The sequence below is a fragment of the Micromonospora orduensis genome, from assembly GCF_006228125.1.
In the GTDB taxonomy this organism is placed as follows: Bacteria; Actinomycetota; Actinomycetes; order Mycobacteriales; family Micromonosporaceae; genus Micromonospora; species Micromonospora orduensis.
The window spans coordinates 1-16,216 of the sequence record NZ_VDFY01000154.1 but is presented as its reverse complement, the minus strand read 5'-3'; the positions used below and the strand labels follow the sequence as shown (position 1 = coordinate 16,216).

General features: G+C 70.4%; 18 protein-coding genes and 1 pseudogene. 6 read left to right on the top strand and 13 right to left on the bottom strand.

All coding sequences use genetic code 11. From position 1 onward, the window contains the following. Positions 1–130: 130 nt before the first annotated feature. From FHG89_RS14395 to FHG89_RS14385, 3 genes are read right to left on the bottom strand one after another with little or no spacing between them, the layout of a single operon-like run. Positions 131–1,345, bottom strand: coding sequence for a cation:proton antiporter domain-containing protein (locus tag FHG89_RS14395; RefSeq protein ID WP_139584889.1), 1,215 nt, complete (start codon positions 1,343–1,345; stop codon positions 131–133). Between the two features lie 55 nt (positions 1,346–1,400). Next, positions 1,401–1,805, bottom strand: coding sequence for a ChaB family protein (locus FHG89_RS14390; protein ID WP_139584968.1), 405 nt, complete (start codon positions 1,803–1,805; stop codon positions 1,401–1,403). 54 nt (positions 1,806–1,859) lie between these two features. Beyond that, on the bottom strand, positions 1,860–2,297 hold the full coding sequence (locus FHG89_RS14385; RefSeq protein WP_139584888.1) for a phage holin family protein: 438 nt from the start codon (positions 2,295–2,297) through the stop codon (positions 1,860–1,862). A 132-nt stretch (positions 2,298–2,429) separates the two neighbouring features. Here FHG89_RS14385 and FHG89_RS14380 point away from each other — a divergent pair, with 132 nt between their 5' ends. Then, a complete protein-coding gene (locus FHG89_RS14380; RefSeq protein WP_208760965.1) occupies positions 2,430–3,110 on the top strand; it encodes a hypothetical protein in 681 nt (226 codons plus the stop codon). Between the two features lie 74 nt (positions 3,111–3,184). Here the strand turns inward: FHG89_RS14380 and FHG89_RS14375 are convergent, their stop codons facing one another. Then, a complete protein-coding gene (locus FHG89_RS14375; protein ID WP_139584887.1) occupies positions 3,185–3,694 on the bottom strand; it encodes a DUF421 domain-containing protein in 510 nt (169 codons plus the stop codon). Between the two features lie 115 nt (positions 3,695–3,809). On the opposite strand from FHG89_RS14375, the gene FHG89_RS14370 reads away from it, so the two are divergent. Next, on the top strand, positions 3,810–5,003 hold the full coding sequence (locus FHG89_RS14370; RefSeq protein WP_139584886.1) for a DUF2254 domain-containing protein: 1,194 nt from the start codon (positions 3,810–3,812) through the stop codon (positions 5,001–5,003). Positions 5,004–5,096: 93 nt separating this feature from the next. On the opposite strand, the gene FHG89_RS14365 is transcribed toward FHG89_RS14370, so the two are convergent. Together FHG89_RS14365 and FHG89_RS14360 are read right to left on the bottom strand one after the other, a co-directional pair. Next, positions 5,097–5,468, bottom strand: a complete 372-nt coding sequence (locus FHG89_RS14365; RefSeq protein ID WP_139584885.1) for a DUF1330 domain-containing protein — start codon at positions 5,466–5,468, stop codon at positions 5,097–5,099. Between the two features lie 29 nt (positions 5,469–5,497). Then, positions 5,498–7,324, bottom strand: a complete 1,827-nt coding sequence (locus FHG89_RS14360; protein WP_139584884.1) for a serine/threonine-protein kinase — start codon at positions 7,322–7,324, stop codon at positions 5,498–5,500. Positions 7,325–7,573: 249 nt separating this feature from the next. On the opposite strand from FHG89_RS14360, the gene FHG89_RS14355 reads away from it, so the two are divergent. Next, positions 7,574–7,975, top strand: coding sequence for a hypothetical protein (locus FHG89_RS14355; protein ID WP_139584883.1), 402 nt, complete (start codon positions 7,574–7,576; stop codon positions 7,973–7,975). 38 nt (positions 7,976–8,013) lie between these two features. On the opposite strand, the gene FHG89_RS14350 is transcribed toward FHG89_RS14355, so the two are convergent. Genes FHG89_RS14350 through FHG89_RS14340 form a run of 3 tightly spaced genes read right to left on the bottom strand, consistent with a single transcriptional unit; the run spans position 8,014 to position 10,615 of the window. Next, positions 8,014–8,577, bottom strand: a complete 564-nt coding sequence (locus FHG89_RS14350) for a GerMN domain-containing protein (protein ID WP_139584882.1) — start codon at positions 8,575–8,577, stop codon at positions 8,014–8,016. Further along, positions 8,574–9,929, bottom strand: coding sequence for a sensor histidine kinase (locus FHG89_RS14345; RefSeq protein ID WP_139584881.1), 1,356 nt, complete (start codon positions 9,927–9,929; stop codon positions 8,574–8,576). Before FHG89_RS14345 ends, FHG89_RS14350 begins: the two co-directional genes overlap by 4 nt. Next, positions 9,926–10,615: a response regulator transcription factor gene (locus FHG89_RS14340; RefSeq protein WP_139584880.1), complete on the bottom strand. Its 690-nt coding sequence runs from the start codon at positions 10,613–10,615 to the stop codon at positions 9,926–9,928. Before FHG89_RS14340 ends, FHG89_RS14345 begins: the two co-directional genes overlap by 4 nt. A gap of 133 nt (positions 10,616–10,748) precedes the next feature. Between FHG89_RS14340 and FHG89_RS14335 the strand changes: the two genes are divergently transcribed. The 3 genes from FHG89_RS14335 (at position 10,749) to FHG89_RS14325 (ending at position 12,342) form a co-directional block, all read left to right on the top strand. Beyond that, positions 10,749–11,186, top strand: coding sequence for an STAS domain-containing protein (locus FHG89_RS14335; protein ID WP_341874258.1), 438 nt, complete (start codon positions 10,749–10,751; stop codon positions 11,184–11,186). Between the two features lie 132 nt (positions 11,187–11,318). Beyond that, complete coding sequence (locus tag FHG89_RS14330; RefSeq protein ID WP_139584879.1) at positions 11,319–11,966, top strand: STAS domain-containing protein; 648 nt, start codon at positions 11,319–11,321, stop codon at positions 11,964–11,966. 82 nt (positions 11,967–12,048) lie between these two features. Continuing rightward, positions 12,049–12,342, top strand: a complete 294-nt coding sequence (locus tag FHG89_RS14325; protein WP_139584965.1) for a BON domain-containing protein — start codon at positions 12,049–12,051, stop codon at positions 12,340–12,342. A 147-nt stretch (positions 12,343–12,489) separates the two neighbouring features. On the opposite strand, the gene FHG89_RS14320 is transcribed toward FHG89_RS14325, so the two are convergent. The 4 genes and pseudogenes from FHG89_RS14320 to FHG89_RS34425 all read right to left on the bottom strand — a co-directional run. Then, on the bottom strand, positions 12,490–13,533 hold the full coding sequence (locus tag FHG89_RS14320; protein ID WP_139584878.1) for a PucR family transcriptional regulator: 1,044 nt from the start codon (positions 13,531–13,533) through the stop codon (positions 12,490–12,492). A gap of 63 nt (positions 13,534–13,596) precedes the next feature. Next, positions 13,597–14,385 carry an ABC transporter permease subunit gene (locus FHG89_RS14315; RefSeq protein ID WP_139584877.1) on the bottom strand — a complete coding sequence of 263 codons (789 nt, stop codon included), beginning with the start codon at positions 14,383–14,385 and terminating at the stop codon, positions 13,597–13,599. Continuing rightward, complete coding sequence (locus tag FHG89_RS14310; protein WP_139584964.1) at positions 14,363–15,289, bottom strand: ABC transporter ATP-binding protein; 927 nt, start codon at positions 15,287–15,289, stop codon at positions 14,363–14,365. Before FHG89_RS14310 ends, FHG89_RS14315 begins: the two co-directional genes overlap by 23 nt. A gap of 148 nt (positions 15,290–15,437) precedes the next feature. Continuing rightward, positions 15,438–15,954 (bottom strand): annotated as a pseudogene (locus FHG89_RS34425) (transposase); the annotation flags it as partial. Positions 15,955–16,216: the final 262 nt, after the last annotated feature.

Genomic DNA, 16,216 nt, shown 5'->3' with positions numbered 1-16,216 from the left:
GGAGGTGCGCGCTGAGCCGTCCGACGGACGCGGTCGTCCAGGTGCCGTTCGTCGACACCGCGGCTTCGAAGCACGAACTGCCCTGATCACTCTCCGGGGCGACCTTCGCCAAACCCCGATCCGCCGACCGTTACCGCTTCGAGACCTCAGGGTGGCCGGCGGCGTACCAGCGACGACCGGGCGTCGCGGTGACACCGTGTACCACTACGCTGAGCGCGACGACGAGGCTGCCGGCCGTCCAGAGCAGTCGATCCTGCGCTCCTTCGTCCGCGCTGAAGGCCAGGTAGAACAGCGCGGACACGCCGATCGGGCCGAACCAGCCGAGGAATACCAGCTCCCGCCAGGGCAACCGGAGTGGTCTCTTGAGCGCCAGCACCACCGGCAGCCGCCGCACCAACAGCACCGCGACGGCAAAGAGCGGCAGCCGCCAGCCGGCGTCCAGCCAGTCACGCCAGGGCAGTTCGACGCCGAGCAGGAAGAACAGCGGCAGCACCAGGTAGCGGGTAAGTGAGTCGTCCAGCTTCTGCTCGGCGATGCGTGGCTGGTCGCCGATGACCCGGCTGTACGCCAGCCCGGTGACGAACGCGGCGAGGATGCCGTCGGTGTCGAGTACCCGTGCGACCCCGAGCGCGGCGATGCCGAGCAGCACCGCGAAGATCAGCAGCGAGCCGTGGTCGAGGGTCTCCCGGCGGCTCGCCGCCCGTACCGCATGACCGGCCAGCCAGCCGAGCACGAGGCCCACCAGCACCGCCCCGAACACCCCCCACAGCGCCGCCGTCACCTGGTCGGCCCAGGGCTTCGCGCCGATGCCGGCCAGGGCGAGGACGACGAGGGGGAACGCGAGCCCGTCGTTGCCGCCGGACTCGCCGCTGATCACCTGCCGCAGCCGTTCGGGCAGCTGACGCTCGGCCGGGCCGCCGGAGACGATGCCCGAGGCCAGCACCGGGTCGGTGGGGGTCAGGCAGCTGCCGAGCAGGGCGGCCAGACCCAGCGGCACGCCGAGCACCAGCCAGGACAGCCCGGCGCTGAGCACCGCCATCCCGACCATGCCGGCGGAGAGAAGCACGAGCACCGGCCGCAGCACCGCCCGGTAGCCAGCGAGGGAGAAGCGTAACGCGACGGCCATCAGGGACACCGCCAGCAGGACGCGACTCACCTCACGAATCAGCTCGGCGCCCAGCCGGTCGGCGAGGTCGACCAGGCCGAGCGCCGGGCCCACCAGCACCCCCAGGCCCAGGGCCAGCAACGGCTCGGACAGTACGGTCCGACGGATGGCGCTCGACCAGAAGGCCAGCAGGACACCGAGGCCCCCGATGAGGGCGTACGCGAGCAACAGCCGACTCATGCCCGCCCGCTACCCGCCGGGCCACCGGTCATACCCGACTGGTGGTGCCGAAGCCTCACTTGCGGCGGGCACGGGCGGTAGCCCGGGCGTTGGCCTTCTCGATCGCCTCTACCAGCTCACTCTTGTTCATGTTCTCCGGGTCCTCGATGCCGACCTTGCGGGCCACGTCGTCCAGATGGCCCTTGCCGGCATTGGCGTCCACCCCCTGGGCGGTGGGCCGGTCGCGGTCGCGCGAGGCGGGGGTGCCCTGCGCCGCCTGCGGGTCCGAGGGGCCCTTGTGCTCCTTGGGCTCCCAGTGATCGCCGACCTTCTCGTGGGTGTGCTTCAACGACGCGTACGCGGCCCGGTGCGCCCGCTCGCCGTCGCCGTAGCTCTCCTCGGCCGACTCCAGCGTCTTCTTGTACGTGCGAACCGCCTTGTCGTCGGAGCGTGCGATGGTCGACGGTACGTCGTTGCGCATCTCCTCGGCCTGCTCGTGCTTGTCCGGCACGACGTCCTCCCGTCCCGGGCCCTGTCACCTGTCCAGTTCGTCGCGGGCGGCGTCGACGCCGGCGGGCAGCACCCGACCGGCGGTCTCCGTCACCATGTCCCGCACGTCGTCGGCGAGTCGGGCCGAAGGCCCGCCGGCCGCTCGCAGCTGCGCCAGCCCCACCCTGCCCAGCAGCACGGCTGCGCCCAGGTAGCCGGCGGTGAGCCCGGCGGCGGCCAATCGGCGCGGGAGCATCGTCTCCAGCACACGCAGCACGGTGGTCGACGCAGCTCCGGCGCCGAGCACCAGGCAGCCGCCCGCGGCGGCCAGCAGCACGATTCCCAGGCCGGCCGGGCGGGCGGCTTCGCCCACCTGCGTGCGCACGGCCCGTACCTCCTCGCGGACCACGTCGGCCACGTCCTCGGCCAACCGCTCCGTCGGGCTGGTACGCCGCCCGTCTGATCGTGCGGTCCCCTCGCTCATCGCACCTCCCGACTGTGCCGCCGCGTGCCTCCGGCGTACCCGGGTGGGACGGCCGCACACCGATGTTGTCAAGTCGACCCGTTGCGCCGGGAGCGGCGGTGCCGGGCCCGGATGCCGGTAGGCTGCCACAGGGTGATCGAGGACCCCCGCCAGCACGGCCGTGCGGACGACGCCCGGCTCAACGGCCTCGCTCGTCGGCTCGACAAGCCGATGGGCGTACTGGGGCTGCTCTTCCTGCTGCTCGTGCTCGCACAGGCCTTCGTCCACGACGAACCGCTCAGCACCGTGCTCACTGTCACCAGCTGGATCCTGTGGGCGGTCTTCGTCGCTGAGTTCACGCTCCGCGCCTGGCTCGCCCGCCACTGCGCCGGTGAATTCTGGAAGCGCAACTGGTGGCAACTGATCTTCCTGGCTGTTCCGTTCCTGCGCTTCCTGCGTGTGGCGAGCGCGCTGCGGGCAGCCCGGGGTGGGGGCGTCGTCGCCGCCGCCGTGCGCGGATCCCGTTCCGCCGGCCGGCTGCTCACCGACCGGTTGGCCTGGCTGGCCGCGGTGACCGTCGCGGTCATCCTGGCGGCCGGGCAGCTGCTCGTGCTCACCCGCTCCTACCCCGGTCTCGCTCAGGCCCTGCACGACGCGACCCTCACCACCATCACCGGTGAGCCGCTACGTGCCGACGACACATTCGCGCAGATCCTGGAACTCGTGCTGGCCGCGTATTCGGTCGCGGTGTTCGGCACGCTCGCCGGCGCGGTCGGCGCGTTCTTCCTCAGCCGCGAGCGTGCCGAGGACGAACATCGCCAACCCGACGAATGAGTCTTCCCGGCAGGCTCACCCTTGGCCCCGCGCGGCTTGCCGGCGCACGAGACGGCCGGTCTCGCTGCCGCGACTCACAGCCCAGGTACGTCGGTCAGGGCGCTGCCGTCGCCGCGTGCCTCCCGCCCGATGACACTCATGCTGCCGTCGGTCTCCAGGATGACCGCTGCCAGGCGGGTCAGGTCGCCGTGTCCCTGGCTGCGTGCCGCCTGCCGGATCTCGCTGTCGGAGATCCGCACCCGCTGCAGGACGTCATGCCGCAGCACGCCGTCGCGCAGCAGCAGGGTGGGCGTGGACTTCAGCAGCCGCTGTGACGGCGGCCAGCGTACGGCCAGAAATGCGGCCCCATACTGGAGCGCCACCAGCAGTGCCAGCGCCAGCAGACCTTCGACGAGCGAGACGCTGCGGGAGAGCAGGATCGTCGCCAGAGTCGAGCCCAGCGCGACGGTGACCACCAGGTCGAACGCGTTCAGCTTCGACAGGGTCCGCTTGCCGGAGACGCGCAGCAGCGCCACCAACGCCGGATAGGTCAGCACCGCGATCAAGGTGAGACGGAGCAGGTCCGAGGGGTCGTTGAGCCACATGCTGTGGACATACCCCGTTTTGCGGCGCAACCGCACCGCTTACGGTCGCGTTCGCCCTCACCGACAGGTCGACGATGACGTGTGGGCGCGGACGCAGTGGGCATAGCGTGATGAGATGTTCAACTCCCGCCACACCCTGCGGTCGCGGCTGGCGACCCTCCGGTCCAGCTTCTGGCCGGTCCCCGCGGCGTGCGCGGCGGGAGCCGTCCTGCTGGCGATCGGTCTGTCCGTGCTGGAGCTGCAGGTCGGTCTGCCCGGCGGCAACGTCCTGCCCAGCGGGCTGGCCGGCGCCCGGTCCCTGTTGTCGTCGATCATCACCGCGATGATCTCGTTCACCGCGCTCGTCTTCTCGATCACGGTGGTCGCCCTGCAACTGGCCAGCAGCCAGTATTCGCCGCGGGTGCTGCGGACGTTCCTGCAGGACCGGGTGACCCAAGTCGCCCTGGGGACCTTCCTGGCGACGGCGCTGTTCTCCATGGTGGTGCTCGCCGCCCTGCCCGACCGGTCGAGCGCCCGCCTGCCGGAGCTGTCCCTCGCCGTCGCGATGATCCTCGTGCTGATGAGCAGCGGCCTGTTCCTCTACTACCTGCACCACGTCACCTCGATCATGCGGGTGTCACACATCGTCGCCGCCATCGGGGCGCAGACGCGCCGCAGCATCGACGAGCACGTTCCCCGGACGGGGGCGGTGGAGACACCGGAACGCCTACCGCCGCCCGTGCGGGTAATCACGGCTCTGGAACCCGGACTGGTCGACAACATCGACCTGGGCAGACTCGCGCGGCTCGCCCGGACCCACGGCTGCGCCTTCTCGGTCCTGCCCGCACCGGGTGATTTCGTCGTCGCGGGGCAGTCGCTCGTGGCCGTACACGCGATCGACGCGGTGCCGCCGTCCGTGCCGGAGGCGCGGGTGCGGGCCGCCGTGACAGTGGCGGTGGAACGCAACGCCGGCCAGGACGTCGGATTCGGCTTTCGCCAGCTCGCCGACATCGCCGAACGGGCCCTCTCCCCGGGCGTCAACGACACCACGACGGCCGTCCGGGCCATTCAGGAGGCCCACGACCTGCTGCGCCGTCTCGCCGGACGTCCCCAGCGCGCCTGGCTCGTGCGGGACGACGATGGCACCCTCCGGGCTCATGCGACGCCGCAGACCTTCGACAGCTTCCTCGCGGTGGCGATCGACGATGTCCGGCGGGCCGGCCGTGACCAACCCCGCGTCACGCGCCTGCTGGACGCCGTGTTGGCCGACCTGCGCACGGTGGCGCTGCCCGAGCACCTGCCCGACGTCCTGCGGCGCCTGCAGGGATGAGCACGGCCGGTGCCACCTGCGGGGTCGTCCTGCAAGCCACGAGGAACGGCGGTCTTCTCCGCGGCCGTGCCGCAGAGAACGGAGGGAGCTCTCTCAGCCTGGCGACCAGGGCACGGTCGGCTGCAGCACGGCCTCCTGCAGCGCCACGGTGCGCAATCGGGTGACCTGCTGGTATGCCGGGTCGGCGACCATCGCGCAGAACGCTTGCCGACTGGGGTACCGGACCAACAGGACGGCGTCCCATGCCTGGCCGTCCTCGGCCACCAACGCACGACCGCCCGCGCCGGCGTAGATGACCTCGCCGCCGTAGCGGGGGAGGAACGTCTCCCGCAGCTCGGCGGCGTAGCTCGCGTACGAGTTCCGCCCCCCGTCGGCGAAGCGCAGCAGATTGAGCATGACCACGGGCGCTTGAGGATCCTCCGTCAGGAAGTCCCGCAGGTCGCCGCCGCTCGGATCGACCGCCATCCTGCCTCCTCGGCTCGATTGCCGAAATCCTAGTGCGGCGATGGGGGCAGGTCACTCCCCCGCGATCCGTCCGTCGTGGTCGCCGGCGCGGCGGCCGTGCTCGACGCGCTGGATGAGCCGTCAGGTCGAGGGCTGGCGGTGGGCCCGTCACCGGCCGGCGGGGACGCCGAAACGGTGCTCGGCGACGGTTCGACGCTCGACGACGGTTCCCCCGACGGCGACGGTGTGCGCGTGACGCCGGGTTGCGCCGTCGCGGGCGGGCTCTCCGGCGACGGCGGGGCATCACTCGCGTCCACTGCCGGCGAAAGCGGATCGCCCTCTCCCTCGGCCGTGGGCGAATCCGCCGCGGCGGTCGATCGCGTGACGGCAGCGCCCCTGGTCGGTCGGCTTTCCCGCCCTGGCGTGGTGCCCGGCGCGGAGGGCGCGTCGGTTGCCACGACGGGCGACGCGATCTGGTTGACCACCTGGTCGCACGGAAGACCGTTGACGGAGAAAGCGGCGGGAGCCTTGAGGTTGCCCTCCTCGATCGTGCCGCGCAGCGCCGCGGCCAGTGTGGCGCCGGGCGGCAACTGGGTGGCTGGAGTGAGAGTCACTCGGCGGCGGTCCTGATCCCAGGAGGTTCCGTCGGTGAGGAGCCGCTGACCGGAGGGCAGCATGAAGGCCAGTGACCAGTCCCGCAGCCACCGAGTGCCGGTGTTGGTGACGGTGAGATCGGCCTGGAAGGTGCCGTCCGGCAGATGCTGCGCGGTGTATCGGGCGGCGCACCGTCCGGGATCCGCATCGGCGCTGTCGCTGTCGGCTGCGTCGCGGAACGCGGTGAGGCCCGGCAGTTGACCGGCGACCACCACAGCGAGCAGGATCGCCGGCACGCCGACGGCGACCCCGGCACGGAGCCGGCGCCCACTCGCGGACGCCCCGACGGCTCCGGACAGCGTCCGTCCGCCGGGAGCCGGCACGTTCGGACCGTCGGTGAACCGGCGGGTCGACTCGGTGATCGCCGGCGGGTCAGCTGACGGGTCCGCTGGCCGCACCACCACCTGCGTGCCGCCGGCGGCACGCAGACCATCGGCCACCTCAGCGGCCGCCGGCCGGTGCTCCGCCTCCGTAGCCAGGCAACGCCCCAGCAGGCCCGCCGCCTCGGCCGGTATACCCGGCAGGGGCGGAAACTCGACGCCGTCGCGGCCGCGCCGCAGTTCGGCGGGGCTCCGGCCGCTGACACAGGCGGCCAGCACCAGTCCCAAAGCGAAGACGTCACCGGCCGGCGCCGCCGTTGCGCCGGCTGCCTGCTCTGGAGCAAGGTACGCAGGGGTACCCCAGATCAGCCCCGCCTGATCGGCCGGATCCTGGCCGACCGCCGCCGCGATACCCAGGTCGACGACCTTGATCCCGCGCGAACCGAGCATCACGTTGGCGGGCTTCACGTCCCGGTGGACGAGGCCGTGCGCATGCGCGGCGGCGAGGGCATCCGCCACGGCGGCACCGGTCCGGGCAGCCTCGGACCACACCATCGGCCCTTTGCGCTGAAGGTGGGCGGCGAGGGTTTCACCGTCGACGAACTCCATGACGAGGAACGGCGCACGTCTCCTGCCCTGCCGCTGTTCCCCGTAGTCGTAGACACCAGCGACGTGGGGATGGTCGAGCCTCGCCGCGGCGAGCGCCTCCGCACGCAGCCGCTCGCGCGCCGCCGGGTCGTCCAACAACTCGGGCGAGAGCATCTTCACCGCGACCGTACGTTGGAGCCGCAGGTCGAAACCCCGCCAGACCATTGCCATGCCGCCCTGACCCACCGGTTCGTCGAGCCGGTAGCGCCGCTGCAGGAGTCGCATGTGTCCGTCTTCCCGGTCGTCGTCCGGCATCGGCACACGCTCGCGGTCCGTGACATTCCGGCCGTCCGGTCGCGCCGACGTCCCCGTCGACGATCGGGCCTACCCGAGCCGACATGGGCCAAAACGCCTGTTCAGCGGGCTACTCGTCAGCGGCGGAGATTGTCACACGACCGTCACACGACCGAGGTCGTACCGCCACATCTCCTGGGCATTTCAGAGGTGCGCTCTGCACGGGAGAGGAGGAAGGCGATGGACAGGTGGCACGGCTGGAAGCATCCGGTGCTGGCGATTCTCCCACTGGTGGTTCTGCTCGCCACGGGATGCACCCACCGGCCCGCGGCTCCGCAACCCAGTCCCGAGCCCATGCCAGCGACCCAGGCGGGCACGGTCGCGCGGGCCGAGATAGGCGATCGGCTCATCGTGACCGCCACCGTCGACCGGGTCATCACCGAAACCGCGTTCGTCGTACGCGACGCGGATCTGACCGACGGGACCCTGCTCGTGTTGTCGGAACGTCCGTCCGAGCTGGCTACGCCGCAACTGGTGACCGTGCGGGGCACGGTGGCCTCGTTCTCCCACCGCGCCCTCGCATACCGCTACCGCCTTGGATCTGCAGGACCGTACCGGGCTTTCGAAGGAGGACGAGCGCTCGTGGCGCAGGAGGTGACGGTGTGGGACTGAGTACCTCGGCGTGGTGAAGCTGCTGCGCGGAGCGCAGATCAACGAGGGCTGATCAGCGGGGTGTAGTCGGAGCGGACGAGGGGCTGGTCGGACAGCGAGCCGTCGGCGCGGGGTACGGCCAGTGGCTTGCCGTCGCGCAGGAACGTCACGGAGGTGACGTCGTCGCGGCTGGTGAGGGTGCACACGATCTGCCCGAAGGCGAGGACCTCGTCGCTGCGGCCGGCATCGTCGCCGGGTTCGTCGACCGCGACCTGGGCCTGCGTGCCAGTCACTGTCACACCGGCGGCGTTGACTGCCCCCGGCAGCGCGCTGGTGAGGTCCTTGGCGCGTTCCGCGGTGGTGGGTCCGCCGAGCAGATCCCGCAGCTGGTCTTCGATCGTGGCTGGGCGGTCGGCGCGTCGGGGCACCGGGATGATCCGGTTGTCGCGGACCATGCAGAGCGTCTCGGTGGCGGGGCCGGCCGGCGCGGTGGCATCGGCGGGGGTCGACCTCTGAAACGGGCCCGGCGGGGGTTGCACGGTACGGGGCGCGTCGTCGGCGGGGATGCCACAACCGGTCAGCAGCGCGACGAACGCCACCGCGACGAGATGACGATGGTTCATGTCAGGCAGTCCATCAGGGTGACGCGGAAGCGGGCGCCGCCGCCGGGGCGGTCGGTGACGGTGACGTGACCGCCGTGCGCGGCGGCGTGCTGCGCGACCAGCGCAAGGCCGAGGCCGGTGCCGTCACCGGCACCACGGGTGTGGGCGGCTCGACCGCGAACAAAGCGTTCAAAGATCACCTCGCGGTCCTCTACAGGCACCCCCGGGCCTTCGTCGTCGACCTCGATCACGCCAGCGCTGCCGTCGTGACTGAGCACGACTGACGTCGGGCCACCGCCGTAGGTCACGGCGTTGTCGAGCAGATTCGCCAGCACCTGCGCGACGCGTCGCCGATCGACCCGCCAGGTCGCGGGCGTGGCCGGTGCGAGGTGGACGATCGAGCCCGACAGGTCGAGGGTGTGGCAGGCCTCGCGGGCCAGCGCCGCCACGTCCACCGGCGTGCGGTCGGCGGGCTGGTCGCTGCGCGCCAGGTCGATCAGGTCGTTGACCAGCCGCTGGAAACGGTCGATCTCGTCGGCGACGAGCCCGGCCGCGAGAGCGGTTCGCTCGTCCTGGTGTTGTCGGCGGCGGGCCAGGACGCTTGCCGCCGCAGCCAGGGTCTGCAACGGCGAGCGCAGCTCGTGGCTCACGTCGGCGGCGAAGCGGCGATCGCGTTCGATGCGGTGGGCGAGCCGGTCGACCATCTGGTTGAACGAGGACGACAACCGGGTCAGGTCGGGGTCCGTGGCCGGGTCGAGGCGGGCGGTGAAGTCACCGGCGGCGATCTTCTCGGCGGCGTCGGCGACCGCCGTCAACGGCCGCAGGCCGTGCCGGGTGGCGTACCACCCGAGGGCGGCGCCGGACCCGGCCACCATGATCGCAACGGTGGTCAACGCGAGGGCCAGCACCTGCAACGTCTGCTCCAACTCGAGCAGTGAGTTGACCTCGAAGTACGTCGCCGTCGCGGACAGGGGCACCCCGACCACCAGGGCGGTCTGGCCGTTGACGCGGACACGCTGCACCGCCGGCTTACCAGCGGCGACGACCTGTCGCAGGTCGGTCGGGATGGCGGTGGTGGTGCCCGGGTCGGCGGTGCGGGCGTACCACTCGCCGTCCAGGTGCAGCACGGGCCGCCGGCTGCCGCCGGTGTCCAGCGACCGGAGCACCTCCACCACGTCGGGTGTGTCGGTGTCCAGGCCGGCGCGGACGACTGTGGCGTCGAAATAGGCGGCGCGCAGGGCGGTGCGTTCCCGCTCGTCGATCAGGGATCGGCGGGTCAACTCGTAGGAGACGAGAGCCATCGACGCCGCGAGCAGGAGCGCGCCGACGGCGAACGCCGCAGTGACCCGGGTGCGCAGTCCGAGACGTCTCATCGCTGCAGCTTGTAGCCCAGACCCCGCAGGGTCACCAGATGCTTCGGGTTCGCCGGATCCGGCTCGATCTTCTGCCGCAGCCGGCCGACATGCACATCGACGAGCCGCTCATCACCGTTGTCGTACCCCCAGACACGGCTGAGCAACTGCTGGCGGGACAGCACCCGGCCGGCGTGCTCGGCCAGCTCGCAGAGCAGCCGGAACTCGGTACGGGTGACCGGTACGGGCTGGCCCCCGCAGCGGACCTCTCCCGCGTCGGGGCTGATCTCCAGGTCACCGAAGGCGAGCACGGGCACCGGCTCCGGCACCTGCCCCGAGACGGTGCTCCGGGCACGGCGGCGCAGGGCGCGCAGTCGGGCGGTCAGCTCCTTGATCGCCACCGGCTTGACGACGTAGTCGTCGGCGCCGGCCTCCAGGGCGGCCACGATGTCGTGGGTGTCGTCGCGGGCGCTGACCACCACGATCGGCACGTCGTCGTCCCGGCGGATCTGCCGGATGCACTCGAAGCCGTTCAGGCCGGGCAGCATCAGGTCGACCAGCACGTAGTCGGCCGGGGCGCGGCGTTGGGCGCGCAGGCCCTCCTCGGCGGTGGCCGCACCGACGGCCTCGTAGCCCTCGTCCTCGAGTGCGAGCAGCAGCGCCAGGCGGATACGGTCGTCGTCCTCGATCACCAGTACGGCCGTCATACCCGGCATCATCCCCAGACCAGGGGCCTGCCAGCCAACCCTGACGACCGGCCGACGGATTTGTCACGTAACTGTCATACATCCGCGCGGTGACCGCCAAGTGGGCACGGCACCGTCGTAGGCGACTGGGTCCGTGAATGGGAAGGGCACGCCTGTGACAGGGCCACTGGCGCCTACGCCGTGCACGCTACCGCTGGTCGAGGTAGGCGTCACCGAACTCGACCGGGACTGCCTGCCGGCGGCCGGAGCCGTATTCGACCAACTGCTGACCCTGCATCCCCGGCGGGTCATCATCGACCTGTCGAGGTGCCGGCACATTGACGCCGCCGCGATCGGCCTGCTGCTCGAGGTGCACCGGCGGTTGACTCGTGCCGACGGTGTCCTCACCGTCCGTGACCCGAATCCCCGTATCGCGCGCATCCTGCACAACGCCCGTCTCGACCGGGTCCTGCAGATCGTCACCACTCCCCCGTCGTGCGCGCCCGTCCCACCGACCGAGGGGCATCAGCCTGATTCGGCACAGTCGGCGCTGGTCGCTCATGGCCGAGCGTCGGTGCAAGGCCCGCACTGACGAGCCCGGTAGTCAGATCGGCGTGGGCACGGTTCTCGCCTCCGCCATCGACGACAGACGGCTTCGTTTGCGCCTGAATCCTGAAGCGCGGGCTTCCGGAGCATCAGTCCAATCCCCCGGAAGGACACCAGAATGACAGTCGTCCCGGACGACCACCTGATGACACTGATCTGCGACACCTGCGGCGATTCCGTCCGGGCCAGCGCGTGCGTGCTCCCCGACGCCGAGGTCGTCTGGACGTTGGTGTCCGAGCAGGGCTGGAGCGGCTCCCCCTTCGCCACCGGTCCGCACCGCTGCCCGCACTGCAGCCTGCTGCCAACTGCCAGCGGAGGCACCGCGCAGTGCGACAACCACGGTCCGGGAGGCATCCTCGGCATCGACCACCTTGACGACGTGACCGTCGTCGTCGCCACTGGCGACATCGACCTCGACACCGGTGACACCCTGCGCGCCGCCCTGCGCCACGCGGCCGACATGGGGGGACACGTCGTGGTCGACCTCACCCGGGTGCACGTCATCGACTCCACCGGTCTCGGGCTCCTCGTCCGCGCCCACTGTGATGCCCGCGACCGCGGCGTCACGCTGTGCCTGGCCGCGCCGTCGCGGTTCATCCGCACGGTCCTGCACACCATGCGCCTGGAGACGGCGTTCCCGATCTTCGACAGCCGTGACGATGCCCTCGTTCAGCTGTCTGAGGGGACGCTCTCAGGTTCTGCGGCCTCCCCGGCTGCGGCACCCGCCCGTTCCTGGTCGCAGTCCTCAACGGTGAGCAAGCGATGAGACCAGCGTTGGCTCGACGCGGACATGGAGATACCAACCGCGGATTCCGCACCGCCGACTAACCACAAGGAGTCCCGTGTACATGCACTGGCCGTCACCAGGCGAGAACTGGTTCGCCGACGACTCGGACCAGCCCCCACCGGACCATGAGGATCTGCGGATCGAAGCGCTGGTCGCCCAACGCTTGAGCGGCGACTGGACCACCCGGCAGCAGCAGATCAGTGTCGCCGTGCAGAACCGGGTCGTCATCCTCCTGGGCCTGGTGAACGATACGAACGCGCGGCAGGTCGCTGGCGAGCTCGCCTGGGACACACCTGGTGTTTTCGATGTCTGCAACACTCTGCGGCTCATGGGGCAGCGGCGCGGCCGCCGGTAGGGCTGAGGCTTTCGCCCCGTCACCCGAGCGGGTGTGCCCAGATGTTCACCCGCGGCGATCGGCGTCCTCGACGTCCTCTGGCTCGTACAACGGTTCGCCCGAGCCCGGCTTGCCGAAGGGTTCGCCTGTGATCTGGACGTCCGTCGGCTAGCTGGGCCAGCCGAGCAGCCGAGCACCGAGCACGGCTGCCTGAAGGGTGAAGCGTTGAGTGGGCTCTCCTGGGTGATAACCGGTGAGGTCGCGAATGCGGTCGAGGCGATAGGTGACCGCACGGACGGACAGATGCAGTTGCCGAGCGGTCGCAGTGTGGTTGCCCTGGTTGTCGAAGAGCACGGACAGGGTCTCCAGGTACGGTTCGACGCCGCCACGGGCCGTGGTGAGTGGGCCGAGGACCGTCGTCACCAGGTCGGTGATGGCGTCGCGGTCGCGCAGGAGCACCGGGAAGACCAGCAGATCGGCAGCATTGAGTACGGGCGTGGTGAAGCCGAGCTTAGCGGCGTGATCGAGGGTGTGGCGGGCCTCTTCGAGGGACGTGGCCAGGCCGTGCACGCCGGGTTGGGTGCGGCCGACGGCGATCTGCCATGTGCCGGCGCCGAGTTCGGTGAGGAGTAGGTGGGCGAGTTCGGCCGCGATGCCCCGCAGGCCACCAGCGCTGATGCAGACCACGTCGCCGTCGCGCAGGGTGGTGAGGGTGTTCCCTTCGCCGAACCTGGCGGCCAGTGCTGCGTCGACGCGGTAAGTGATGCCGGGGGTCAGGTTGGCCGCACGGGCGATCAGGACGGTGTGGGTGGCCGAGAGTCGGATGCCGTATCGGTGTGCGCGCTCGGCTAGGCCGCCCGGGTCGGCCCGACCGGTGAGCAGGTCGTTGATGAACGCGACACGTTCCGTGTCGTGACGGTCCAGCTCGGCGCGGTTCTGCCGGGTGTATCCGTCGACCGCGGCAGTGAGCAGGACACGGGCGGCGTCCAGCAGCGTTTCGGCGCGGGCGTGCACGGCGGTGGCGGTCCCCTCGACCGACGTGGCGCTCCAATGGGCGGTGGTGGCGTCCAGCAGGCTGGTGACAAGCTCACGCAGCTTCAGCCCGTCGTCGGCCGCGCGGGCGCCCAGGTTGACCGCTGCCTGACGCCGGGCACTGGCCGGGACGGACAGCAGATTCTGGCAGTCGGCGACCAGCCAGGTGTCCTCGCTCATGAGCTGTTCCCTGTCGGCGGCGTGCTGGTGGCCGCCGGTGAACGGTGACCACCAGCCTCAGGTTTACACACCGATGTCGCGGCGGTCGAACACGATGACTCCGGCGGTCGTGGTTGCGGCACCGAGGAGCACGAGGGTGAGAAGCTCGACCGGGTGCCAGCCGGTGTGCAGCGGGTCCGTGCCGATGAAGTAGTGAAACGGTGACAGCCAGCGCAGCCAGTGCCATCCGTCGACCATCCCGCCGATGGCGTTGGCCATGTAGGTGGCCACGGCGAGGCCACCCGTGACCGCGAGGACCACAGCGCGCTTTCCGGTGGCGGCGCCGATGAGGAAGGCGATGCCGGCGAAGCACCACACCAGGGCTACCAGGCCGGCGGACGCGGCAGCGACGTTGGACAGGGGGATGTCCATGCCGACCCAGGGAACAATGATCATCAGCAGGATCCACGGGACGGCAGCGATGCCGGTCAGCGCGCCACCGGCGGCGGCCACCCGTTGCCAGGCGAATGCGGCCCGCGAGATCGGGTTGGCGAGCATCAGCTCCATCCCACCGTCCTCCTCCGGCCGAGCGATCGTCCGGGCGGCCAGCGTGATGGCGCACATCAGGACCAGCAGTGGGCCGACCAGGCTGAAGATGGTCGCCTGCAGATAGCCAGCGGGCGACAGCATGTCGGCGATGCCGAGGAAATCCAGCATGCCCTGGGGCAGAGCGTCCTGCTTCAGCTCCGCAGCACCCTGGAACTGGCTGTAGAACGAGGTGTAGATGGCAGTGAAGGCGGCGACGCCACCGGCCCAACCGATCAACGCCAGGCGGTCGTCACGCCAGGTCTTACGCACCAGCGCGGGAAGCATCGCCGGCCCCTTCCGCATGGTAGTAGAACGACAGGAACGTCTCTTCCAGGTCGGGCTCGGCCGACAGCATGTCCACCACCTGATGGCGCGCGGCGGCTTTGATCAGCGGGTCGATGCGGCCGTCGATCGTGCATTTCAGCACCGGCCCGGACACGACCACGTCACTCACCCCCGGCAGGGCGCTGAACTCTGCTGGGTCCACCGGGTCGTCAAAGTGGATCTCGACGGCACGAACTGCCCGCTTCCCGAGTGACTCGACTCGTTCGACCGCGGCCAACCGGCTGTCACGAACGACGGCAACCCGGTCGGCGACCTGCTGCACCTCCGACAGGACGTGCGACGACATGAAGACGGTCTGGCCAGCGGCGCTGGCTTCACGGACCATGGCCAGGAACTCCTGCTGCATGAGTGGATCCAGACCACTGGTCGGCTCGTCCAGGACCAGCAGCGCCGGCCGGTGCATGAAAGCCTGCACGAGGCCGACCTTCTGCTTGTTGCCCTTGCTCATCGTGCGTACGGACCGGGACAGGTCCAGGTCGAGCCGCTCAGCCAGGCCGGTCACCTGGGACCAGGCCACGCCGCCCCGTGCGTTGGCGAAGAAGCGCAGCAGGTCGTCGGCCCTGTCGCGTCCGGGGAACGCGAGCTCGCCGGGCAGGTAGCCGATCTGACGATGCAGCGCGGCCTTGTCCCGCCGCGGGTCGAGCCCGAGAACGCTCGCGTGTCCACGGGTCGGGCGCAGGAAGTCCAACAGCAGCCGGATGGTGGTGGTCTTTCCGGCACCGTTCGGTCCCAGAAAGCCCATCACCTCGCCGACGCGAACCTCCAGGTCGAGGCCCTCGATGCCGCGACGCTGGCCGTAGAACTTGGTGAGGTCCTCGGCGAACACGGCGATGTCGCTTGTCATGTCCACATCGTCGCGGCGCCGCCGCCCGGTATCCAGGTCAGCATTCGGCCGACATCCCGCTGATGCCGTTGCCGGCATTCGGCAACCCCGCAGCCCACGTGCCCTAGCAATCCACCCGAGAAGTCGGCGGCACGGACCATCGTTGGGATGGATGGAACCCGAAGGTGTGCTTGTAGGTCTTGTCCGCGCCGTCTTTCTCGCTGTGCGCCAGCAGCAGGGTCGCGTCGACGTCCAGGACCACCACACCAGCACCGACCTCACGGCCGGCGGCCCAAGCGGCCGGCACCTGGTCGAATAGTGACCAGACCCGGGCCCGCACCGTCGCCCGCGTTATCCGCCGCATCTGCACGTCGCCGATCTCGTCGAGGGCCCGCCAGCACGTCGCCGGCGAGGCGACCTGCCCGAACACCTCACCCTGATGCCGCACCACGTCGATGTCGGCGATCGCTTCACCGCCTTCGGCGATCATCACCGCCAGATCGGTCAGGACGTGGCCCCGGTCCCGCCCTGGTGTGAAACCCGCGACGCGCCACCGCCTGCGACAACGCCCCGGTCAGGCCGGTCCGGTCGGCCAACGTGCGCAGCAGCACCACCCCGGCATGCGACACCACACCACGACCGCCGACCTCGACGGACAATCCCCTGGACCAATCGGTACTCTGCACCTACGAAGAGCCTTCCGCGCGTGGAACTCTGAACGACTCGACACCGGTCAGTCTTCCTTACGTGGTAGGCACTTCGCTGTCTCTACCCAACAGTCTCAGCCCTCAAGATCACGGCCGCCGTGAAAGACCGAGGCTTGTCAACGCCGCCTCAACCCTGACCACCGTGGTCCGGCTGAAAGTGGACCACCTCGGGTTGGTTGATCTTTAGTCGTTTGTCTTGGTGGCCGGTGGGACGCGGCCGAGGTCGCGGTCTTTGAGTCGG